The 23,626-nt window shown below is 64.6% G+C and carries 13 protein-coding genes; 10 read left to right on the forward strand and 3 right to left on the reverse strand.

The window, feature by feature from the left end; all coding sequences use genetic code 11:
- Position 1: 1 nt before the first annotated feature.
- Both FJV83_RS28140 and FJV83_RS28145 read left to right on the forward strand, forming a co-directional pair.
- On the forward strand, positions 2-3,145 hold the full coding sequence (locus tag FJV83_RS28140) for an efflux RND transporter permease subunit (protein ID WP_142885556.1): 3,144 nt from the start codon (positions 2-4) through the stop codon (positions 3,143-3,145).
- Between the two features lie 11 nt (positions 3,146-3,156).
- Positions 3,157-4,647: an efflux transporter outer membrane subunit gene (locus tag FJV83_RS28145; protein ID WP_142885557.1), complete on the forward strand. Its 1,491-nt coding sequence runs from the start codon at positions 3,157-3,159 to the stop codon at positions 4,645-4,647.
- Positions 4,648-4,695: 48 nt separating this feature from the next.
- On the opposite strand, the gene FJV83_RS28150 is transcribed toward FJV83_RS28145, so the two are convergent.
- Positions 4,696-5,544, reverse strand: a complete 849-nt coding sequence (locus FJV83_RS28150) for a response regulator transcription factor (protein ID WP_142876934.1) — start codon at positions 5,542-5,544, stop codon at positions 4,696-4,698.
- Positions 5,545-6,020: 476 nt separating this feature from the next.
- Between FJV83_RS28150 and FJV83_RS28155 the strand changes: the two genes are divergently transcribed.
- The 5 genes from FJV83_RS28155 (at position 6,021) to FJV83_RS28175 (ending at position 13,691) form a co-directional block, all read left to right on the forward strand.
- Positions 6,021-8,456, forward strand: a complete 2,436-nt coding sequence (locus FJV83_RS28155; protein ID WP_185973348.1) for a hypothetical protein — start codon at positions 6,021-6,023, stop codon at positions 8,454-8,456.
- 309 nt (positions 8,457-8,765) lie between these two features.
- A complete protein-coding gene (locus tag FJV83_RS28160) occupies positions 8,766-10,499 on the forward strand; it encodes a type I secretion system permease/ATPase (RefSeq protein WP_142885590.1) in 1,734 nt (577 codons plus the stop codon).
- 11 nt (positions 10,500-10,510) lie between these two features.
- Positions 10,511-11,806, forward strand: coding sequence for an HlyD family type I secretion periplasmic adaptor subunit (locus FJV83_RS28165; RefSeq protein WP_095775203.1), 1,296 nt, complete (start codon positions 10,511-10,513; stop codon positions 11,804-11,806).
- Between the two features lie 177 nt (positions 11,807-11,983).
- The gene (locus FJV83_RS28170; RefSeq protein ID WP_095775161.1) at positions 11,984-12,670 is read left to right on the forward strand and encodes an aspartyl/asparaginyl beta-hydroxylase domain-containing protein; all 687 of its coding nucleotides are present in this window, start codon (positions 11,984-11,986) and stop codon (positions 12,668-12,670) included.
- Between the two features lie 139 nt (positions 12,671-12,809).
- Positions 12,810-13,691: a DMT family transporter gene (locus FJV83_RS28175; protein ID WP_095775162.1), complete on the forward strand. Its 882-nt coding sequence runs from the start codon at positions 12,810-12,812 to the stop codon at positions 13,689-13,691.
- A gap of 59 nt (positions 13,692-13,750) precedes the next feature.
- Here FJV83_RS28175 and FJV83_RS28180 read toward each other — a convergent pair whose 3' ends face one another.
- Together FJV83_RS28180 and FJV83_RS28185 are read right to left on the reverse strand one after the other, a co-directional pair.
- Positions 13,751-18,295: an autotransporter domain-containing protein gene (locus tag FJV83_RS28180; RefSeq protein WP_142885559.1), complete on the reverse strand. Its 4,545-nt coding sequence runs from the start codon at positions 18,293-18,295 to the stop codon at positions 13,751-13,753.
- Positions 18,296-18,525: 230 nt separating this feature from the next.
- The gene (locus FJV83_RS28185) at positions 18,526-19,488 is read right to left on the reverse strand and encodes an AraC family transcriptional regulator (RefSeq protein WP_142885560.1); all 963 of its coding nucleotides are present in this window, start codon (positions 19,486-19,488) and stop codon (positions 18,526-18,528) included.
- 279 nt (positions 19,489-19,767) lie between these two features.
- On the opposite strand from FJV83_RS28185, the gene FJV83_RS28190 reads away from it, so the two are divergent.
- The 3 genes from FJV83_RS28190 to FJV83_RS28200 all read left to right on the forward strand — a co-directional run bounded on the left by FJV83_RS28190 (position 19,768) and on the right by FJV83_RS28200 (position 23,407).
- The gene (locus FJV83_RS28190; RefSeq protein ID WP_095789346.1) at positions 19,768-20,913 is read left to right on the forward strand and encodes a helix-turn-helix transcriptional regulator; all 1,146 of its coding nucleotides are present in this window, start codon (positions 19,768-19,770) and stop codon (positions 20,911-20,913) included.
- Positions 20,914-21,230: 317 nt separating this feature from the next.
- Positions 21,231-22,652, forward strand: coding sequence for a nodulation protein NfeD (locus FJV83_RS28195; protein ID WP_142885561.1), 1,422 nt, complete (start codon positions 21,231-21,233; stop codon positions 22,650-22,652).
- Positions 22,649-23,407, forward strand: coding sequence for a slipin family protein (locus FJV83_RS28200; RefSeq protein ID WP_095775166.1), 759 nt, complete (start codon positions 22,649-22,651; stop codon positions 23,405-23,407). Before FJV83_RS28195 ends, FJV83_RS28200 begins: the two co-directional genes overlap by 4 nt.
- Positions 23,408-23,626: the final 219 nt, after the last annotated feature.

A 23,626-nucleotide genomic window follows, 5' to 3' on the forward strand; every position in this document is an offset into this window, starting at 1 on the left:
GATGTCAGCATTCTTCATCAACCGGCCGATCTTCGCCTGGGTGATCGCCATAGTGATCATGCTGGGCGGCCTGCTCGCGCTTACCACGCTGCCGATCTCGCAGTACCCGCAGATCGCGCCGACAACGGTCAGCATCAGCGCCAGCTATCCCGGAGCCGATGCGCAAACGGTCGAAAACTCGGTGACCAAGGTCATCGAGCAAGGCATGACCGGCATCGACAATCTCGACTACATGACGGCCACCTCGACCTCGACCGGCTCGGCCTCGATCACGCTGACCTTCACCAGTGCGGCCGATCCCGACACCGCCCAGGTGCAGACGCAGAACAAGCTGCAGCTGGTGCAGTCGCAGCTGCCGCAGGTGGTGCAGAGCAACGGCATCACCGTCTCGAAATCCTCCACCGGCTTCCTGATGGTCATCGGCTTCGTCTCAAGCGACGGCAAGATGAATTCGACCGATCTCGCCGACTATGTCGACAGCACCATCAACGACACGCTGAAGCGCGTCGAAGGCGTCGGCTCGACGCAGCTTTTCGGCTCGGGCTATGCCATGCGCATCTGGCTCGATCCGGACAAGCTCGCCAAATACGCGCTGATGCCGAGCGACGTGGCCTCGGCGATCGAAGCGCAGAACACGCAGGTCTCGGCCGGCCAGCTCGGCGGCCTGCCGGCGCGCAAGGGCCAGCAGCTCAATGCAACGGTGACCTCGAAGAGCCGGCTGCAGACCGCCGAGCAGTTCCGCAACATCATCCTGAAGAGCCAGACGGACGGCTCGCTGGCGCGCCTCAACGACGTCGCCACCGTTGAGCTCGGTGCTGAAAGCTACACGACGCAGGCCAATTACAACGGCATGCCGGCGGCGGGTCTCGCGGTCAATCTGGCGACCGGCGCCAACGCCATCAGCACCGCGGAGGCGGTACGCACGACGATCAACCGGCTGAGCTCGACCTTCCCGCAAGGCGTCGAGGTCGTCTACCCCTACGACACCTCGCCCTTCGTGCGGCTGTCGATCGAGGAGGTGGTCAAGACGCTGGCCGAGGCGATCGTGCTGGTGTTTCTGGTGATGTTCGTCTTCCTGCAGAATTTGCGAGCGACGATCATCCCGACCATCGCCGTGCCGGTGGTGCTGCTCGGCACGTTCGGCGTGCTGTCGCTGTTCGGTTATTCGGTCAACACGCTGACGATGTTTGCCATGGTGCTGGCCATCGGCCTGCTGGTCGACGATGCCATCGTCGTGGTCGAGAATGTCGAACGCGTCATGCAGGAGGAAGACCTTTCGCCGAAAGAGGCGACGCGAAAATCGATGAACGAGATCACCGGCGCGCTGGTCGGCATCGCCACCGTGCTGTCGGCGGTGTTCGTGCCGATGGCCTTCTTCGGCGGCTCGACCGGCATCATCTACCGGCAGTTCTCGGTGACCATTGTCTCGGCCATGGTGCTGTCCGTGCTGGTCGCACTGGTGCTGACGCCGGCTCTGTGCGCCACGATCCTGCGACGGCCGAAGGACCATGCGACGCAAACCGGTCCGTTCGGCTGGTTCAACCGCGTCTTCGACCACGGCACGACAGCCTATCGCGATGGCTCGCACGGTATCATCAACCGGTCGTGGCGCTTCCTGGCCGTCTTCCTCGCCATCGTCATTGCCATGGGCTGGATGTTTTCCAGGCTGCCGAGCTCGTTCCTGCCGGAAGAAGACCAGGGCATCCTGATCACCAGCGTGCAATTGCCGGTCGGCGCGACGCAGGACCGCACCGAGCGCGTGCTGGCACAGGTGACCGAGCACTATCTCAAGGACGAGAAGGATGCGGTCGAAGGTGTCTTCACCGCGTCGGGCTTCGGCTTCGGTGGCGCCGGGCAGAATGTCGGCATCGGTTTCGTGCGGCTGAAGGATTTCAGCCAGCGCAAATCGCCGGCTTCCGCCGCGCAGGCGATCGCCGGCCGCGCCATGGGGGCTTTCTCCAAGATCAGGGACGCGCAGGTCTTCGCGCTCGCGCCGCCCGCCATCCAGGGCTTTGGCAACACCAACGGCTTCGACTTCTACCTGCAGGACGTCAATGGCGCCGGCCATGACGCGCTGATCCAGACGCGCAACCAGCTTCTGGCCCTGGCCGGCCAGAGCAAGGTGCTCGCCAACACGCGCCCCAACGGCCAGGAGGACCAGCCGCAATTCTCGGTCGACATCGACCAGGAAAAAGCCAGCGCGCTCGGCGTCAGCCTTGCCGATATCAACAACACGCTGTCGACCGCCTGGGGCAGCGACTATGTCAACGATTTCATCGATCGCGGACGCGTCAAGCCGGTCTATCTGCAGTCGGATCCGAATTTCCGCATGCAGCCGCAGGATTTGGACAAATGGCAGGTGCGCAATGCCAGCGGCGCCATGGTGCCGTTCTCGGCCTTCGCCTCCAGCCACTGGACATTCGGTTCACCCAGGCTGGAACGCTACAATGGCTCGGCGGCGGTCGAGATCCAGGGCGCGGCGGCCGCGGGCGTGAGCTCGGGTGCGGCGATGGACGAGATCGACAGGCTGGTGGCGCAGCTGCCGCCCGGATATTCCCACGAATGGACCGGGCTGTCGCATCAGGAGCGGCTTTCGGGCAACCAGGCGCTGTCGCTCTATGCGATCTCGGCCCTGGTCGTGTTCCTGTGCCTGGCGGCACTCTACGAGAGCTGGTCGATCCCGTTCGCGGTCATGCTGTCTGTGCCGATCGGCATTTTCGGCGCGCTCGCGGCGGCAACGCTGTTCGGCCAGACCAACGACGTCTATTTCAAGGTCGGCCTGCTGACCACGATCGGGCTGGCTTCCAAGAACGCCATCCTGATCGTCGAGTTCGCCATAGAGCGGCAGGCGGCCGGCATGGGGCTGGTCGAGGCGACGCTGGAGGCGGCGCGACAACGATTGCGGCCGATCCTGATGACGTCACTGGCCTTCATCCTCGGCGTCACGCCGCTCGCCATCGCCAGCGGCGCCGGTTCGGGGGCGCAGAACTCGGTCGGCATCGGCGTGATGGGCGGCATGATCGCGGCAACGGTGATCGGCGTCTTCCTGGTGCCGCTGCTGTTCGTCACCGTGCGGCGCATCTTCCAGGGCAGGGCGGCTAGACAAGATACGGGCGAGAAGCCGGCGACAGCCAACCAGCAATAAGGAAACTTCCCATGACAGGTTTTGAACGTGGCCCGGTGGCCGCGGGGCGGCTCATTGTGCCCATGATCACGGCTGTTCTGCTCACCGGATGCGTCGTCGGCCCCGACTATCGCACGCCCATCCTGCCGATGCCGGCAAACTGGAGCGGCGAGAAACCGACGAAATCCGTCCAGCCGGCGCAGCTGTCGCAATGGTGGCAGCGCCTGCGCGATCCGCAGCTCAACACGCTTGTGGAGGAAGCGGTCGCCGGCAATCTCGACGTCGCCACCGCCAAGGCCAAGATCCGCGAGGCGCGCGCCAGCTATCGCCAAAGCGCCGGCACGTTGCTGCCGTCGCTGGACGGCTCCGGTTCCGTCACGCGCAACAAGTCATCCGAGACCACATCGGGGAGCAATTCCATCTACAGCGAATATCAGGCCGGTTTCGATGCCACCTGGGAACTCGACCTGTTCGGCGCCAACCGCAGGGGCGTCGAGGCGGCGCGCTACGGCGTCGACGCCGCGCAAGAGGAATTGCGCTCGACGCATCTGACCATGGTCGGCGATGTCGCGTCCTACTACGCCCAGGCGCGCGGCTACCAGGCCCGCATAGCGCTCGCCCGGCGCTCGGCCGTTTCGCAGCGGCAGACCGCCGAACTCACCCGCACCATGGCCCTGGCAGGGTCGGCGACGGCCGCCGACGTCGCCAAGGCGATGGGGCAGGCGGCCAGCACCGAGGCCACGGTGCCGACGCTGGAGGCAAGCTATGCCGAGGCGGTGCATCGCCTGTCGGTGCTCACCGGCCGGCCGCCGGCCGCACTCAGCGTGCGGCTGAAGCGCGGCGGGCCGATCCCGTCGCCGCGCCTGCCGATGCCGACGGGCATTCCCGCCGACATCCTTTTGTCGCGCCCGGATGTGCGCATGGCCGAGCGGCAATACGCGCAATACACCGCCAAGGTCGGCCAGGCCGAGGCGGCACGCTATCCCTCGGTCAGCCTGACGGGGAACATCAGCACGGCGGCGCTCAATCTCGGCGACCTCGGCAAGAACTCGTCGATCGGCTGGTCCTTTGGGCCGACGATCAGCGTACCGCTGTTCAATGCCGGCCAGTTGCAGGCGGCCGCCGACGTCGCCCGGGCGCAGCGCGACCAGTATTTCATCGCCTACCGGTCCTCGGTGCTGACCGCGCTGGAGGATGTCGAGAATGCGCTGGTGCTGATGGCACAGGAGCGCATCCGGATCAGCAAGCTTGCCGCGTCGGCGAAATCCTATGGCGAGGCGGCAAATCTCGAAGGCACACTCTACAAGGCCGGCGAGACCAGCCTGCTCGACGTGCTCGACGCCCAGCGCTCGCTCTACTCGGCGGAAGACTCGCTGCTGCAAAGCCGCGTGCTGTTGGCGACCAACTACATCGCCCTCAACAAGGCGCTCGGCGGCGGCTGGGATGGTGTGATCGACAGCACGAAACCCGAGATCGTCGACATCAAGACCGGGCCAAGGCTGGCCAAGGTGACGGCGCAGTGACAGGTTTGCGCCTGCCATGGGGGCTGCGCGGCATTTGCGATGGCGGCCTCATTCGCTTCCGATGCGGGCGTTCAGTCCGGTCTGGCCGGCGGCCAGTTGCAAAAGCTGGGCACGCGAGGCGACCTCCAACTTGCGATAGATGTTGTTCATATGGATTTTCAGCGTGCCTTTCGAGATGCCGATATCGAGCGCGATCCGCTCGTATGGCTTGTCCGTGGCAACGAGCCGGGCAATCTCCAATTCCCGTCTGGTCAGCCGTGACGACAGCTTCTGCCATTTGATCCGGCGGGAGGCCTCAATCTCAAGGGCTTCCCCGATAATTTCGGCAGGCAACCAGTGACCGCCGGCGGCGACCTGGTCGATGCATCTCAGCAGCGTGCCGACGGCGGACTCCTTCAGCACGATCCCGGCGACGCCGGCCATGACCACATCGTAAAGCTGGCCTTGTGACGCGCCAGCCGTCAACATCACACAGCGCGTGGCCGGCGTTTCCTTGCCGAGTTCTACGGCAACGTCGAGCCCGCTGAACCCCGGCATGTTCAGATCGATCACCGCGATGTCGGGCAAGTCCTGCCTGATCCTGGTCACAGCGCTCCTGCCGTCCAGCGCCGAGCCGACAACCCTATAGCCGGGGTCGCGGGCAATCAGGTTTTCCAGGCCGTGCAGGAGCAGCGGATGGTCGTCGACAATGAACACAGTGGTGACCATACGCTCCAACCCCATCCGGCTCGCACACCCCATGCGATAACCCACCCCGGCAGCAGCATCGCGCCTCCGATAAGAATTAGCAACTACTAATTGATGCCGATACGCTTCCGGCACCAAGGTGCGTGGTGCCGGATTGAAAACAGAGCAGTTCCGGTGCGTCATTGCCAGTTCGTGATTTGATGAGATCATGGACCTTAATCAACTCATCTCGTCTTTGAGAGTAAAACACGGAAATAGTTTTATACAGTTCGGCTAACGTCGTGGTTTTTACTGAAATAACGATGCTATTTAACGATGCTGAATTTTCATTTGCGCCTATAACCGCGGTTATATGGACGTGCTCATTGCAACCTGCGAAATATGGTTAGGGGAATATTAAGGTTCTGGCGGTCGGCGTCGATCGGGCGAGCCTGGGCTATGGGGCGTGAGCGTGGCAAGCAGCAAGACGGCACCTGTGTTCCGTCGTCCAGCGATGGCTGGAGAGGCGAGTTCAGACTTCGCCGCCGCTCCAGAACTTTGTCCAAATGCGTCCCCTTCTTTTCACGAAACGATCGCTCGTCGGTATGCCGCGTTCCGCGGGAGCCGGGCGCTCGGAGCTTGCAGTCAACCTGGATAGACGGTCGCGACATGAGCGCTGACCGGACGACACTGTGGAGGAAATGGTAATGGCGACAGATATTGGCGGCGGTGTCCTTCTCGAGGCAACGACCGAAGGTTCGGGAACCGGCAACTACGATTCCTTCCTGCGGCTGCAGGCGACGGGTGTCGAGGAGGGCTTCAACACTGATCAGAACGGCAACGTCCTCGACAACAAATCATCCTTCACGCACAGCCTGCTGTACAGTGACATTCAGTCGATCGAGATCGGGGGAACAGCCTACCTGGAATTCCGGCTGGACCTCAACGAAAGCAACAACTCGACCAACGATGCGATTACGCTGACTGACCTGAAGTTCTATATTTCGGACCAGCCAGCCTCACTTACTGATTTCAGTGCCGGCTCCCTCGGTGCCGGATTCACCTCGATCTTCGATCTTGGCGGCGCTCAAGCGCTGATCGATGCCAATCATGGCTCAGGAACCGATGACTACCGGGTTCTTGTTCCAGTTAGTCTCTTTGGCACCGTGCCTGACGGTTCCTATCTGACGCTTTATTCGAGCTTCTCCGGTTCCAATGGCGGCTTCGAGGAGTGGCGCACCCTTACGACACCCGGCACTGGCACTGATACGCCTGGAATAGGCATCGACAAGGTAACGGTCGACGGCGCGGCGATCGGCGACGGGCTGAGCGTGCTCGCCGGCGATACGATCAGTTGGCAATACACGGTCAGCAACACCGGTAATGTCGCCCTGTCGAACATTGTCGTCACCGACGACCACAATGACGTGGTCGTGACGGCGGTTCTCAGCGGCGGCTTCAACATCGGCGACACCAACCATGATGGCAAGCTCGACACCACTGAGCACTGGAGCTTCATTGGCACGAGCGCCGGCACGGCTGTCGTCGGCGATTACGCCAATGTCGGCACGGTCACGGGCTCGGCCGGGTCAGTCAACGTCACCGACGACGACGCCTCCAGCTATTTCGGCGCCGATCCGCAGATCGTCATCGACAAGGTGACGGTCGACGATGGGGCCAAGGGCGACCATCTGACGATCCTGACCAACGAACCGATCTCGTGGGAATACACGGTAACCAATGGCGGCAACGTCGCCCTGTCTGACGTCACGGTCAGCGACAGCGACGGCGGCGTGACGCCGGTCGCGGTGACCGGCAACGGCCATGTCACCAACATCGGCGACATCAACAACAACAACATGCTCGACATCGGCGAAGTCTGGAAGTTCTCGGCAAGCGGCACCTCCGTAACCGGCCCTTACAGCAACACCGGCACCGCCTCCGGCTCCTTCACCGACGATGCCCTCCACACCCGGACCGACACCGCCACCGACGATTCCGGCTACTTCGGCGCCAATCCGCATATCACGCTCGACAAGAAGACCAACGGCGTCGACCATGGCCTCAACATTTTCCAGGGCCAGGCCGTGACCTGGACCTACGATGTAACGAATGACGGCAATGTCGCGCTCGCCAATCCAGCCGTCACCGACGACAAGGGCGTCACGATCACCGCGATCCTCGGGGGCGATCTCAGCCATAACATTGGCGACGCCAACGTCGACGGCGTATTCGACATCGGCGAGACCTGGCATTACAAGGCCACCGGCATCGCGGTGCTTGGCGATTACTCGAACAATGCAACGGCCACCACCGATGCCTATGTCGACACCGCCGGACATCCGCGCACGCCGCAAGCCTTCGACAGCAGCGATTACGAGGGCTTCTCGAACAAGGCGCTGACGCAAGGTTTTTGGGGCAGCCACACCGATGCGTGGGATGGCGTCACGGGCCACGAGAGCAATCCCACCAAAAGCGCTTTCAACAGTGGCGTCATCTGGGGCCTGGACATCAACCCGCGCCACGACGGCAACCTGCTGCTCGGCGACAGCAATGGCAACGGCGCTGTCGACGTCGGCGAACACACCCTGCTGATCTCGAACTCCCTGGCTAAGACCATCGAATCGAGCTCGACTGGTGGCGACGCCCGCATCATCATGCTGCAGCAGGCGATCGCCACCCAGCTCAACATCGACAACCACGTCGCCCAGCCCAACGACCTGATCAGCGAGGCGGTGATGTGGCTGAAGGGCGAGGGGGCATGGGCCGGTCTGGTCAATCTCGACACAAACCATGACGGCAAAATCGACACCAACGCCGCCGGTACGGCGCTGGCGGGCAGTGCCGTCAAGACCAGCTCGGATGCCTGGACCAAATATGTCGACGTCACCGATCCAAGCTCCGGCATCACAGCCGACGGCGAGGGCCTGAAGAACGCGCTGATGTGGTTCAACCAGGGGCAATTGGTGACATCCGGGGCGGGGGGCCATGTAGCCTGGTTCGATGGGACCAACATCGTCGACGAGCATCCCAATACGCTCGATCAATTCTGGCTCACGCTGCGTTGGGGGCCTGACGGGCATCGCCTGAGGCAGGCCCCGGCCTTCCGGCCGGGTGCCTTAGCCGCGGCGCCGCCCGCATGACACGGCATGGGAAGGGGCTCCACCATCTTCAGCTTGGCGCAGGCAAGGACCTTGGGTCTGGTTTTGATCGCCTGCGCCGTTTTTTCGGGGCTGGGCGGCATGCTGGCGCGGTCGCCTGGCCTTGTGTCGGCCTGCCTGGCCCTGGCGGGATTTGGCGCGTTTGCGCTGGTTCGGGCACGCACTCGCGATACCGCAGATCCCGGTTCGGATGCCCCCCGCGTCGCGGCGGCGGCGCGAGGCCCTGCCAGTCCCGATGTCCGGCAGCGGCCACCCAAAGCCCGGCAGCAGGGGTCGGAACTCGCGGCGGCGATGAAATCCTGCCGCTCGGCCTTCATCGCCATCGCGCTGTTCAGCGGTGTTCTCAATGTGCTGATGCTGTCCAGTTCGATCTATATGCTTGAGGTCTATGATCGCGTGCTGCCGAGCCGCAGCGTGCCGACGCTGATCGGCCTCAGCCTGCTTGTGGCCGTCCTCTATGCCGGCCAAGGCGTGCTCGATTTCATCCGCGGTCGCATCCTGGTGCGCATCGGCGGCGCGCTCGACGAGGCGCTGGGCGCTCGTGTCTATTCCAGCGTCCTCAAGCTGCCGCTCAAGGTCGGGCGCAACGGTGACACCATGCAGCCGGTGCGCGATCTCGACAGCGTGCGGACCTTCCTGTCGGGCTCCGGGCCGACCGCGCTGTTCGATCTGCCGTGGCTGCCACTCTATCTGGCCATCATCTTCATGTTCCACGTGCTTCTTGGCGTGACGGCCCTGATCGGCGCGATCGTGCTCGTGCTGTTGACCATCTTCGCCGAGCGGCTGACGCGCAAGCCGGTCACATCGGGCACCCAGACCGGCATCGTCCGCAACGGCCTGACCACGACCGGCAACCGCAACGCGGAAGTCATCGCGGCCCTCGGCATGGGCGGCCGGATGGCGAAACGATGGGAAGAGGCCAACCGCGACTACCTCGCCGAGCAGCGCAGCGTCAGCGACATCGCCGGAGGCTTCGGCGCCGTGTCCAAGGTGCTGCGCATGCTCTTGCAGTCGGCCATGCTCGGCCTCGGCGCCTGGCTGGTGATCGACCAGCAGGCGACCGCGGGCATCATCATCACCGCCTCCATCCTGAGCGGCAGGGCGTTGGCGCCCGTCGATCTGGTCATCGCCAACTGGAAAGGTTTCGTGACGGCGCGGCAGGGCTGGCAACGGCTGACCAGGATTCTCGCCGCATTGCCGGCCGATGCCGAGCCGATGGCCATGCCGGCACCGAGCCGCCACGTCTTCATGCAGAACGCCAGCGTCGCCGCGCCCGGCACGCCGCGGCTGCTGGTGCAGGACGCCAGCTTTGCGCTGGAAGCGGGACATGCCGTCGGCATTATCGGCCAGAGCGGTTCGGGCAAGTCGACGCTGGTCAGGGCGCTCGTCGGCGCCTGGCCGTCCGCCGCCGGCAGGATCAGGCTCGACGGCGCCGACCTCGACCAGTGGTCGCCGGAGGACCGAGGCAAGTTCATCGGTTATCTGCCGCAGGACGTCGAACTGTTTGCCGGCTCGATCGCCGAGAACATCGCGCGTTTCGAGCCCGACGCCGATCCCGCATTGGTGATCGCAGCCGCCAGGGCAGCCGGCGCGCATGATCTCATCGTCGGTTTCCGCGACGGGTACGAGACGCAGATCGGCGAACTCGGCGAGGCCGTCTCGGCCGGCCAGCGCCAGCGCATCGCGCTGGCCCGCGCGCTCTATCGCGATCCGTTCCTGGTGGTGCTCGACGAGCCCAATTCCAACCTCGACGCCGAAGGGGAGCAGGCGCTGTTCCAGGCGATCGTTTCGGTGCGGCAGCGTGGCGGCATCGTCGTGCTCGTGGCCCACCGGCCAAGCGCGCTCGGCACGGTCGATTTCATCCTCGCCATGAACCAGGGCCGCGTCCAGGCGTTCGGCCTCAAGGACGAGGTTCTGGCCAAGCTGTTTCCGCGGCCGCAACCGGCCGTGGCCACCGTGCCGCACCTCAGGCTCGCCACCGAAGGGCCGGCGCCATCGCCCGGCGTGGCGGCGGCGGGCGAGTGAGAGGCGCAACGATGCAAGGCACCTCTCACCAATCCATCCGGCACTACATGCGTTTGGGCCTCATTGCGGTCGCGCTGCTGGTCGGCGGCGTCGGCGGCTGGGCCTCGCTGACGCGGATTTCGGGAGCGGTCATCGCCTCCGGGGTCCTCGTCGTCGATTCCCACGTCAAGGATGTGCAGCATTCGACCGGAGGCATCGTCGGCGAGATCGCGGCGCGTGACGGCGACCGGGTCAAGCGCGGAGCGCTGCTCGTGCGCCTCGACCCGACCGTGCCGGCGGCCAACCTTGCCGTCGTCACCAAGGCGCTTGACCAGCTGTCGGCACGCGAGGCGCGCCTCGAGGCCGAACGCCGGGGCTCCGACACCATCGTCTTTCCGCAAGAGCTTCTCGATCGCCGCGGCGATCCGGCGATCGCCGAGATGATGGCCGGCGAGCAACAGGTTTTCGAGACAAGGCGTGCGGGTCGTTCCGGCCAGAAGAGCCAGCTGCAGGAGCGCATCCAGCAGCTGCAGAAGGAGATTGGCGGCGACACGGCGCAGGTCGAAGCCAAGTCGCAGGAAATCACGCTCGTCGAGGAGGAACTGGCCAGCATACGCGCACTGTGGAAGAAGCGGCTGATCTCGATCGATCGCCTGACCGCCATGGAGCGCGAGTCGGCCCGGCTCGACGGCGAGCGCGGCCAGCTGACTGCGGCCCTGGCACAGGCCCAGGGCAAGATCGCCGAGATCAATTTGCAGATCCTCCAGATCGACCTCGAACTCGGCACCGACGTCAACAAGGATTTGCGCGAGATCGACGGCAAGGTCGGCGAGCTGACGGAACGCAAGATCGCCGCCGAGGACCAGCTCAGGCGCATCGACATCCGCGCGCCGCAGGACGGCGTCGTGCAGCAGTCCATCGCCCACACCATCGGCGGCGTGATCACCCCTGGCCAGACGATCATGCAGATCGTGCCCGACAGCGACAGCCTGACGGTCGAGGCCAAGATCGCGCCGAGCGACATCGACCAGCTCTGGGTCGGCCAGCCGGCGGCGCTGCGCTTCTCGGCCTTCAACCAGCGCACCACGCCGCAAATCAACGGCACGGTCGAACTGACCTCACCGGACACGACGACCGACCAGCGCACCGGCATCAGCTACTACACCGTTCGCATCGCGACCACGCATGCCGAGGTGGCACGCCTCGGCGAGGTCAGGCTGGTTCCCGGCATGCCGGTCGAATCCTTCATCAAGACCGCGGACCGGACCGTGATCTCCTATCTCGTCAAACCGCTGCAGGATCAGATCAGCCGCGCCTTCAGGGAATGAGGGAACTGCAATTGCGGGGCAGGCCTCGGCCTGCGCACGATGATCGGTCTTTTCATCCACGGACGGCAGGGCTGCTGGTGATCGTGCCACGGCTGGCGGGGCCAGCGCACGGCGTCGTGAACAAAATGTGTAACCAAAATCGGGGCCGTCCGTTTATGATGCGACGGAGGCCATGCGATGTCGCGCACCTACGATCTTGCATCCGATGTTATCCGGCGTGTCTATGAAAGGCGCATTGACGCGCCGGCGATCCTCGATTCCGCCAGCGAATTTCCGAACGCGGCGAAATTCACCGGCGCCTGGCGCGACATACGCGACGAAGCGCTTGGCGTGCGTCTGGGCAAGGTCCCGCGCTTCCATGACATCATGCCGGAGCAGGCCGATATCTCGGCCAATGACGGTCTCGACTGGCGCATGTTCGTGCTCAAGGCCTATGACATGGCGGTGCCGGAGAACCTGGCGCGCATGCCGGTGCTCAGCCGCTTGCTCGCCGAATGCCCGGAAGTCAAATCGGCGGCGATCTCGTTCCTGGCGCCGCGCAAGCACATACCCAGCCATCGCGGGCCGTTCCGCGGCATCATGCGGTTTCACCTAGGCCTGGTCATCCCGCGCCAGGCCGATGGCCGCCCGGCAACCATCATGATGATCGACCATCAGGAAAGACGGATCAGTGACGGCGAAGGCATGCTGTGGGACGACACCTATCCGCACGAGGTGATAAACAACGCCGATGAAGCGCGCATAGCCCTGCTCTTGGATGTCTGGCGCCCGGGCATGCCCTGGGACATGGAAATGCTGTCCCGGATGATCGTGCGCGGCGTGCAGGCGGGCATGCGCCGCAGGGGCGTGTCGTTCAGCGGCTGAAACGGCGAGGGCGCCAGCGCGCCTCGACACCTGTCTTGACCCTATCAAGCCGCCTTCACTGCCTCAGGACAGGCGGGCCGGTTCGGCCTATGCCGATACCGCCGCGTCAGCATATCGCGGCAGGGAAGGACAAACCGAAGTGACATCGATGCCGGTTGCCAGGCGCGAAGCGGCGCCCTTGCCTGTCGCGGCGCTGATGGGGGCCATGGTGTCGATCCAGATCGGCGCCACCTTCGCCAAAACCCTGTTCCCGCAAATCGGCGCGCAAGGCACGACGACGCTGCGGCTGGTGATCGGCGCGCTGATGCTGATCGCGGTGCTGCGGCCCTGGCAGATGCGGCCGACGCGCGCCACCTTGCCGTGGCTGGTCGCCTATGGGGTGACGCTCTGCGCGCTCAACCTGCTGTTTTATGCAGCCCTTGCCAGGATCCCGCTCGGCGTCGCCGTGGCGCTGGAATTTTCCGGGCCGCTGCTGGTGGCGACGCTGGCTTCGCGGCGCGCCAGCGACTTCGCCTGGATCGCGCTTGCGCTGGCCGGCATCATCCTGTTGTCGCCCTTCATCCACTCTTTGCAGCCGCTCGATCCGACCGGGGTGATGCTGGCGCTGGCGGCAGGCGGCTTCTGGGCGCTCTATATCGTGCTGGCACAGAAGGCGGGTGCGGAGCTTGGCACCCGCACCACCGCCTATGGCATGGCGATCGCCGCCGTGCTGGTGCTGCCCTTCGGCGTGGCGCAGGCGGGAACGGGGCTGCTGGCGCCGTCGGTCCTGGCCAGCGCGCTGCTCGTCGGCCTGTTTTCCAGCGCGCTGCCTTTCTTCCTGGAGATGGTGGCGCTGACCCGCATGCCAGCCCGCATCTACGGCACGCTGACCTGCCTGGAGCCGGGACTCGGCGCGCTGGCCGGCTTCCTGTTCCTGCACGAAAGCCTGACCCCGCCGCAACTGGCCGGCATCGCCGCCGTCATTGTCGCTGCCGCCGGGACGGCGCTGACCTCGAAGCCGCCGGTGCCGTCGCCGGAATAGAGGTGGATGCCAGACCGCATGGCGACGTCAATTTGGCGCGAGCCGGCGGCCTGTTGTCGTCAGAACTTGACGCTGAGGCTTGCCTTGGCGCCGTTGTCGACGGCGCCGCCGCCGAACTGCCCGGAATAGGACAGGCCGAGCATCGCATTGGGCGACATTCTCATGTCGAAACCGGCTTCGATGACGGCCGCATCCCTGGCGATCGGCACGCCGGCGATGGTGAAGGCGTCGCCGCCGGCGAAGGCGAAGCTCGAGGTCGGTGTGACGTCGCCAAAAGCGTGGCGCCAGCCGAGCATGCCGCGCGCGGTGGCATTGACGCCGCCAAGCGCAAAATCGGTCGAGCCGCGCAGGCCGAGCGTGGTGAAGGTGGCGTTGGTGCTCGCGCCGGCGCTGGTCAAGGCCGCCGCACCGCCGGTTTCGCTAAAGCCGTCAGTGCGCAGGCTGACATAGGCGAGGTTGGCGAAGGGTTCGAACTTGAAGCTGCCGGCATCAGCTTTGTAGGCGAGTTCGCCGAACATCTGCGCGGTGCCGGCGTCGTAGTCGGCCGAGAGCGCATCCGTGAAGCCGTTGAAGGCGACGGAGCGCCTGGTCGAGAGGCTGCTCCAGCTGTAGGCGGCACCGGTGCGGAAGGCGATGGCGCCCCAATTGGTGCCGCCATAGAGGCCGAGATGGTAGCTGTCGCTCTTGCCGGAGGAATTGCGATCATCGGCGTCGAAGGACGAATGGCTGTAGCCGCCGAGAACACCGACGCGCCAGCCGCCGAGCAGTGTGTCAGCGCCGGCCAGCAGGCCGCCGGTCGAACGGTCGAAGGCGGCGGCGTTGCCGTCGGAATCCACCTTGCCCCATGAGCCGAAAGCTTGGCCCCAGACAGCGAAGCGATCGGTGTCGGCGGCCACCATTTCCGGTCCGCCCTCGCCATAGGCCATGACCGGCAGTGGTGCCGCGCCGGCATCGCCGAAGGCAGCATCGATGCGGTTGGTGGCGGCGTCGCGGAGGAAACGGCTGTCTTCCAGCAGCATGCCCTTGGCCGAGGCATGGATCTCGCCCGAGAGCTGGTCGAAGGCGTCCTGGGCGGCCGCCGCCGTCGGCAGCAGCAGGATGGCATCGAAGATCGGATTGCCGGCGCCAAGGCTGTCGGCGCCGCCGCCGGTGGCGATCTGGTTGGGCGTCAGGCCTGCACTGGCAAAGCTTGCCTTGGCCAGGTTGAGATAGACATTGTTCGCGTCATAGGTGAGCGTCGGCGCAATGAAGATCGAGCTGCTGCCTCCAAAACTGACCTTGTCGAAGGCGCCGGTGACACCGCCTGCCGCCGTGACGATCGTATAGGTCGTGCCGGTCGCATAATCCGGATAGGGGATGACGTCGACCGTGCCGCCGCCGATCGTCACCGTACCGATGGCGCTGATCCGATCGGATGTGCCGCCGCTTTCGACTTCAACCGCATAAATCGAACCCGCCGAGAAGGTTGTGTTGCTGACATTGATCGTCCCGATCGAATTGCCCGGTGCAAAGGTGCCGCCCGAAGCAATGGTCACATTGCCTGCCGTGCCCGACCCGCCAAGCAGGCCGCCGGTGACATTGATCGCGCCGCCGAGCGAGCCGTTGACATAGAGGCCGCCGCCGAGAACGTTCGTCGTTCCGGTGAAGCCGGAGGAATTGCCGGTCAACTTGGTGTTGCCGGCGATCTGGTTGATCGTCCCCAGTCCGCTGATCGCCGAAGCGAAGCCATTGTTCGTGCTGGTATGGTTGAAATTGAGCGTGCCGGTGCCGGCGCCGAACTGGATGCTCGCCGCATCGAGCGTGCCCGCGGCCGCCGCCGGCGATCCACTCGCTGCACCGATGTTCAGCGTGCCGACGGAGCCCGCCAGCAAGGCGATGTTGACCGCGCCGCCGGCCGACACGGCGCCGCCATCCGAGACCGTCAGCGTGCCTGTGCCACCAAGGCCGATATCGAGATCTCCGCTATTGGCCCATGTCGAGCCGGGCCCGCTGACGTCAGCCTTGCCGGTGGACCCGGCATAAAAGCCTAGATTGCCAGTGGTGCTGGAGACCTTGCCGCCGTTCGAGACGGTCAATGAGCCCGTACCACGCTGACCGACGAGAAGGAGGTTGCCGCTGGTCCAGGTTGAGCCCGCGCCGCTGACTGCGGCCGTCCCCGTGGACCCGGCCTCAAAAGCCAGATAGCCGGCAGAGCTGGTGACCGTACCGCCGTTTGAGATCGCCAGCGTGCCGGTGCCGTTTTCGCCGAGATAGAGGGAAGAATTGTTGGTCCAGACCGAGCCGACGCCGTCGACCGTCACGGCGCCGATGGCGCCCGCGGCGGAACCTACAGTGCTCACCAGGTTGACGACGCTGCCGCCATTCGAGATCGTCAACTTGCCCGTACCGAAATAGCCGACGCGCAGGTCCGAGAAATTGGTCCAGCTCGAAGTCGGTCCATCTACCGTGACGGTGCCCACGGACCCCACGTCGTAGCCCACGGAGCCAGTCTGGTTGCTGACGGCGCCGCCATTGGTGATATCGAGCGTGCCGGTTCCTGATTGGCCGACAATGAGTTTGCCGGTATTCGCCCAGTTCGAACCCACGCCATCCACCGTCGCGGTTCCGCTGGAGCCCTGATAGTAACCCAAAATGCCGTCTACGTCGCCGAGGGCACCCCCTCCTGACACGGAAACGGTGCCTGCTCCGCCAACGCCCACAGTAAAGCCGCCGACGTTCATCCAGGTCGAGCCGATGCCATCGACAGTCGCCTTACTCGAAGAATCCACCGAACCGCTACCTGCGCTTACGACGCCGCCATTCGTGATCGCCAATGTGGAGATCGAACCGGCGCCGACCTGTAGATAGCCGCTGTTGGACCAACTCGAACCCGCACCATCTACGATACCGGTACCTACGCCGGCACCGTATCCAAGCACGGCATTGACATCGCTGACACTGCCTCCATTTGTAATGTTCAACGTGCCGGAACCATCAAGCCCGACCTGCACATCGCCGCTATTCGTCCAGGTCGAACCCGCGCCATCGACGAATGCCATGCCGGTCGAGCCTGCTTTCGCGCCAATGACCCCCGCGCCATTGCTGACCGTGCCGCCATTCGAAATCGTCAACGTGCCCGTGCCGGCGTCGCCGACAAACAGGCTCGACGCGATGCTCCAGATCGAACCTATGCCATCGACCGTCGCCGTGCCGGTCGAGCCCGCTATGGCACCGACAAAGCCGATGTTGCTGCTGACGAGACCGCCGTTCTGGATGTTCAGTATGCCAGTGCCGCCATTTCCAACGTAGAGGCCGTTCGTGTCGCTCCAGCTCGATCCGCTTCCGGTGACTGTAAGGGTGCCGCTCGAATCGGCATTGATGCCGAGGTAACCCGACATGGCGCTCACTGCGCCGCCGTTCTGGATCGTCAGCGCGCCGGCACCGTAATTGCCGATGGAGAGAAGGCCGGAATTGCTCCAGTGCGAGCCCGCACCGTCCACCGTCGCGGCGGCGGCCGGGCTGAAATTGTCACCGATATAGCCGTTGGTATTGCTCACCGTGCCACCGTTCTGGACCGTCAGCGTGCCGCCGCCGCTCCAGCCGACATAAAGCTCGCCGGAATTGGTCCAGGACGAGCCGGCGCCGGCGACTGTCACGCTGCCGGTCGAGCCGGATTTGGCGCCGATCTGGCCGTTGGCGCTGCTCACCACGCCGCCGCTCTGGATCGTCAGCGTGCCGGCGCCGCCCCAGCCGACAAGTAGATTGCCGGAATTGGTCCAGGACGAGCCGACGCCGGTGACAGTCGCTGAGCCACTGGAACCGGCCTGCTCACCAATCGAACCGAGGGAATTGCTTACTGCGCCGCCGTTGGAGATGGTCAGAGTGCCGACGCCGGCATGGCCGATGAAGAGCGACGAACTGTTTGTCCAGGTCGAACCCGCACCATCGACCGTCACCGCGCCGTTGGAGCCCGCATGCCAGCCGATAGTGCCTACCGCATTGCTGACCGCGCCGCCCTTGGTGATGTTCAGCGTGCCCGTGCCATGTTCGGCGATGTACAGGTCGCCGCTGTTTGTCCAGGTCGAGCCGATCCCGTCGACGGTCGCGGTGCCGGTGCCGCCGGAGCCGACATGACCCACCGTGTCGCTGACCGCGCCGCCGTTGGAGATCGTCAAGGTGCCGGTGCTGCCCGGACTGGCGGCAAGGAAGAGGTCCGAACTGTTGTTCCAGGCCGAGCCTGCTCCCGTAACGGTCACGACCCCGTTCGCGTCCGTAAGGTAGCCTACAAAGCCGGCACTGCTGGCGAGCGTGCCGCCGCTTTTGATCGTCAGCGAGCCTGTGTAGCTCGCAATGGTGCCAAGAAGGAGATTATGCGCGGCCGCATTTGCCCCATCTATCACGGTCGGATTCGGAAACTTCGGATTGAGCACGACGTCGTCACCCGAGGTGGGAACAGTGCTGTTTTTCCAGTTTCCGGCGGTGAACCAGTCCGTGGAGGCAGCGCCGGTCCATATCGCGTCTGCCGAGGCAGTGATTGGCTGGCCGAGACAGACCAGCGCGGTCGACGTCAGCGCCAGATACTTCAACGCCTTCGCCTTGCGGCTTGCAAATTCGTGTTGCGGCATTCAATCCCCTGATATGGCAGTCGTTTCGCCCTGGCGCTGACATGTCATCGGCGGCACGCTGTTGTCTTGGGCAGGGCCGCACCGGAATTGGACTGGAGCGAGGTGCGGTGGCTTTTCCCTGCACTGTGATGGTTTGGCATCATCGGTCGCTTCGGGCGCGGCTGAAGGACCGACCGCCGCCCCGGAAGGAAGGGGATCATGTCGCCCGTCCGCAGCGGAACCATCCGAATCTATCGCACGCTCGTTGGCGTGTGGCCGAAACGGCGGCGGAAACAGCGGTTGAAGTAGGACACGTCGCTGAAGCCGTTTATCAGCGCAATTTCGCTGACGCGCATGGCGTCATTGTGCCTTTGCGAGAGCATCTTGCGTGCTCCCTGCAAGCGCTGTTCGAGAACACGTTCGGAAAAGCTGACGCCTGTCTCCTGGAGCAGATCCTGGACATAGCGCGCCGACAGCCCGAGTTCCTTCGCGACGCCTTGCGCGGAGATGCCGGGGTTGGCGAAATTGTCGGTGATCTTGGCCAGGATTGCCTGCAGTCTCGCCGCCCGCAGGCCGCGCAGGCCGGCCAGTTCGGCAGCCTCGCCCTTCGCGCCGGTCACCAGCCCGATCAGGTCGACGATCGTATCCGTGGCATGTGTTATGAGATCGGGCGAGGCGAGAGGGGGGCCGGTCTCGAGCAATTGGCAATAGCGTTTGAGGAAATCGAGAGCTTCGTTTTCGGCGCCGATCTTCAACGCCAGCCTGTCATCGATCTGCGGGAAGGCCTGGGTGAGGACTGCGCGTGGCACGACCACGTTCGTCCACACATTCCAGTCTGCGCCGGTCATTTTCAGCGCTTCCGCCGCGGTGACCAGGACGGCTTCCCCCTGACCGACGCCGTATTCACGGCCGGCCTGCGCCCCGCTCAGCACGGTGTCGGCCTTGTTGATCAGCAGCAGGTAGCCGTCATTGCCGTCATCGGCGATGTTGCTCGCCTTCCGCGTCGCCTGCCGGATCGTTCCGGCCATCTGGCCAAGCACCAGCGATCCGACGGCCGTGGCTTCGATCGCGGCCTGGAAAGGCAGTTTTTCCGATATGCCGTATTCGACCGACCAGATCTCGGCGACATGGATGTCCTGCCAGAGGGAAAAACGGTCGCTTTCGCCAAGATGCGGCGGCAAATCGGTCGATGAGAACACCGTCTTTCTTGACAAGGAAGCGCCCCCGCTAAACCCGCAGTCTCAAAAAAATCGAACGCGGCGCTTTCCATTCCAGGAATAACCAGCGACATAGGTCGCCAAGCGTTCAACGGATCGAATTGGACCTTTAGTCGAGCTCAATCACGCTTGGCGTCACCCGAAAGTATGACGCCAGCAAAATCGTCCAGACGCGGTCGGCGTCCTTGCACCGACCCGCCGTCCAAAATTGCTGGTTTCATCTTTTGCCCACCATCCATCATGGGAGGGCGGGCATGCCGGGGTGTAGGAGAAACGGTGGAAAGGCTGAGCAGCGAAGTCCTTTATTCGATTGTCGGCGATATCTACGACTGCGTGTTGAACCCCGACGGGTGGACTGGGGTAATGGTCCGCATCACCGAAGCCATGGATGCGGCCTATGCCACCATCGCGCTTGCCAGCACCGCCGGCAATCACGGCCGCTTCGCGGCCCAATCACCGTGGGATCCGGAACGGATGCGCGTGCTCCAGGAGGATTATGACTTTGACGCGATTCCCGGGCTGAAGGCCGCGGTCGTCGGCGATATCGACACGCCCGTCGCGACACTGTCGCATATGAGCGAAGCTGACCTCCAGCGGACGCCCTTTTTTCAGAATTGGGCCAAACCGCAGGGATTGCGTGAGGGCTGCATCACCAAATTCGTTCATACGCCGGACCGGATCGGGCTCATGGGTTGCACCACGCGGGCAAGCAGGGGGGTGATTTCGGCCGAGGAGCAGCGCTTCCTGGCAATGCTCTCGCCGCATCTGCGCCGTGCGTCGCTGATCGGCGATCTGCTCGATCAGGCTCGCATGGCCGCCAATCTCTATCGCGCGGCGCTTGACCATCTCGCCGTGCCGGTCGTTCTGACCGGCGCCAACGGCACGATCCTCCATGCCAATGGAGCCGCCGAGCTGATGCTGTCGGGACACGGTCCCATTCTTTCCAGGAACGGTGTACTGCAGACGGAGAATGCGGCGGTTGCCCGCGCCTTGCTGGAAGCGATCGCCGGCGCCGCGGACGCGGATGGCTCGCTTGGGTCACGCGGCATCGGTCTGCCCATTTCGGCCCCGGGCCAGCCGCCCGCCGTCGCCTATGTGCTGCCGCTGAGCGAAGGCACCGCGCGCGCGGCTTTCCGGCCCGCCTGTGCCGCTGTCTTCGTCTCGACCACGACGTCCTCTTCGCCACTGCCGGAGGCCGTCCTGACCACGCTGTTCGATCTCACGCCGGCGGAGGCGCGGGTACTGCTGCGCATCGGCAGCGGGTTGTCCGCGTCCAGAAGCGCGTTGTCGCTCGGCATCGGCGAGAACACGCTGAAGACCCACCTCAACCGCATCTTCGCCAAGACCGGCACGCGCCGCCAGGCCGATCTGGTCAAACTCATTGCGGATATTGGCACGCCCGTCGCGGCTCCCGGATCATAGTGCGGGGCCGGCTGAGGTTGCCAATCTCCGCCTCGCCGAGGAATCAGCGATTTCCTGAGGCGCCGATCGGCCGCGGCTGATCGGCGACAGCGGTCGGGAAAGCGCGGGGGCGCATTCCAGGGCAATTCCAGTGCGATCCAGCCCAAGACGCCAGGCGCGAGACAATGCAACACCGGCGCGTCGCCGAACGCCCCTCGCACGTGCCGCGCGGGAAACGCCATTCGCCGTCACATCGGCCTTCGCCCCAATCGACGCCATCAGCTTCCCATTGGACTTCGCCGGGACACCACCCATATTGAGTCCATGGAGCGTTGAGCGTGTCCTTCGCGCGGGTGGCCTTTCTTGCCGTGGCTTTTGTCGCCGCGGCTGCGTTTTCTCCCTTCGCCTCGGCTGGGAACGAGAAGGTTGCGCTGAGCGTCGCCATTGACGGCGCCATCGGGCCGGCGAGCACCAGGCAACTCGAGGAAGCGCTCGATGTCGCCGCCAAGCGGGACGCCGCAGTCATCATCCTGCAACTCGATACGCCCGGCGGGCTGGTCACCTCGATGCGCGAGATGATCGCCGACATCCTGGCCTCGCCGGTGCCCGTCATCGGCTATGTCGCGCCGGCCGGAGGCCATGCGGCGAGTGCCGGCACCTATATCCTCTACGCTACCCATATCGCGGCGATGGCGCCCGGCACCAATCTCGGCGCGGCGACACCGGTCGAGATCGGCGGGCTGCCGTCGCTGCCGGGCGGCGACAATGGCGACCAGAAGAACCAGGGCGACCAGAAGAACCGGGGCGACCAAAAGGGCCAAGGCGACCAGAAGGGTGAGGATGGTCGGCCGGCGGGCGACGCGATGATGGCCAAGGTGACCAATGACGCGGTCGCCCTGATCCGCTCGCTCGCCGAACTGCGCGGGCGCAATGGCGACTGGGGCGAGAAGGCGGTGCGCGAGGCGGCAAGCCTGTCGGCCAATGCGGCGCTGCAGCAGCATGTCATCGACTTCGTCGCACACGACACCACCGAGCTGTTGCAACTGGCCGATGGGCGCACCGTCGATGTGGCCGGCAAAAAAGTGGTGCTGGCGACCAAGGGGCTGCCGGTCGAGACGCTGGAGCCCGGCTGGTTCATCCAGCTTCTTTCGGTCATCACCGATCCGAACATCGCGGTCATCCTGATGCTGGTCGGAGTCTATGGCATCGTCTTCGAGTTCACCAGTCCCGGCGCGGTCGCGCCCGGCGTCATCGGCACCATCTGCCTGGTGCTCGGGCTCTATGCGCTCAACCTCCTGCCGATCAACTATACCGGCCTTGCGCTGATGCTGCTCGGCATCGCCTTCCTCATCATCGAGGCCCTCAATCCCACCGTCTTGCTTGGGGTCAGCGGCGTGGCCGCCTTTCTTTTCGGCGCCGCCATGCTGCTGAGGGTGGAGGGGCCGGGCTTTGCCATGTCATGGGCCGTCATCGGCCCCGCCGCCGCGCTGACGCTTGGGCTGGCGCTGCTGACCGGCACCTATGTCTGGGCGGCACGCAAGAACCCGCCGCGCGTCGGCGGCGAGGCGATGCGCGGCCTGCCGGTCGAGATCCTCGACTGGCAGGGCGGCGAGGGCCATGTGCTGGCTTTGGGCGAGCGCTGGCGGGCAAGGGCGGACGAACCGATCGCAGCCGGCGACAGCGTCGAGGTGACCGAGATAAGCGACCTCGTGCTGACCGTGCGGCGGCGCGATGCGGCAAGGAATGGAGCAAGACAATGATGGTTGGTTATGTGGCCTATCTGGTCGTTGCGCTGGTCGTGATCATGTTCCTGTCGGCGGCTGTCCGTATCCTCAGGGAATATCAGCGCGGCGTGGTCTTCACGCTTGGCCGCTTCACCGGGGTCAAGGGTCCTGGCCTCATCATCCTCGTCCCCTTCGTGCAGCAGATGGTGAAGGTCGACCTGCGGGTGGTGGTGCAGGATGTGCCGCCGCAGGACGTGATTTCGCGCGACAACGTCTCGGTGAAGGTGAACGCGGTGCTCTATTTCCGCATCGTCGACGCCGAGCGCGCGATCATCCAGGTCGCGGACTACATGGCCGCCACCAACCAGCTGGCGCAGACCACCCTGCGCTCGGTGCTCGGCAAGCACGAGCTCGACGAGATGCTGGCCGAGCGCGACAAGCTCAACAGCGACATCCAGGAGATCCTCGACCAGCGCACCGACGCCTGGGGCATCAAGGTCTCGAATGTCGAGATCAAGCATGTCGACCTGAACGAGAGCATGATCCGCGCCATCGCCAAGCAGGCCGAGGCCGAGCGGCTGCGGCGCGCCAAGGTGATCAATGCCGATGGCGAGCAGCAGGCGGCGGCGAAACTGGTCGAGGCGGGCCGGATGCTGGCGGCCGAGCCGCAGGCCATGCAACTGCGCTATTTCGAGGCCCTGCACGACATTGCCGGCGAGCGCTCGTCGACGGTGGTGTTCCCGCTGCCGGTGGATCTGCTCAGCCAGTTCATGAAGGGGCAGGGGAAGTGAGGCATTGACGCTGCCGGTCTCTTCCCTCGTCGGCAGAGTCAATCGGCCTCGCCGCCTTCGTCCTCCTCCATCCGGGCGACCAGTCGCAAGGTGCGGCATGGGCGAAAGGGGTGGCTACAAGTGCTAGTGCGACGATTGCCAGCGCGCTTTTCATTATCGGTCCCCACCGTGGCGGGGGGCATCATATAGAGATTGGTGAAAACCGGCGAGCTGCCAATC

It is taken from the genome of Mesorhizobium sp. WSM4307 (assembly GCF_007003945.1).
Lineage (GTDB): Bacteria > Pseudomonadota > Alphaproteobacteria > Rhizobiales > Rhizobiaceae > Mesorhizobium.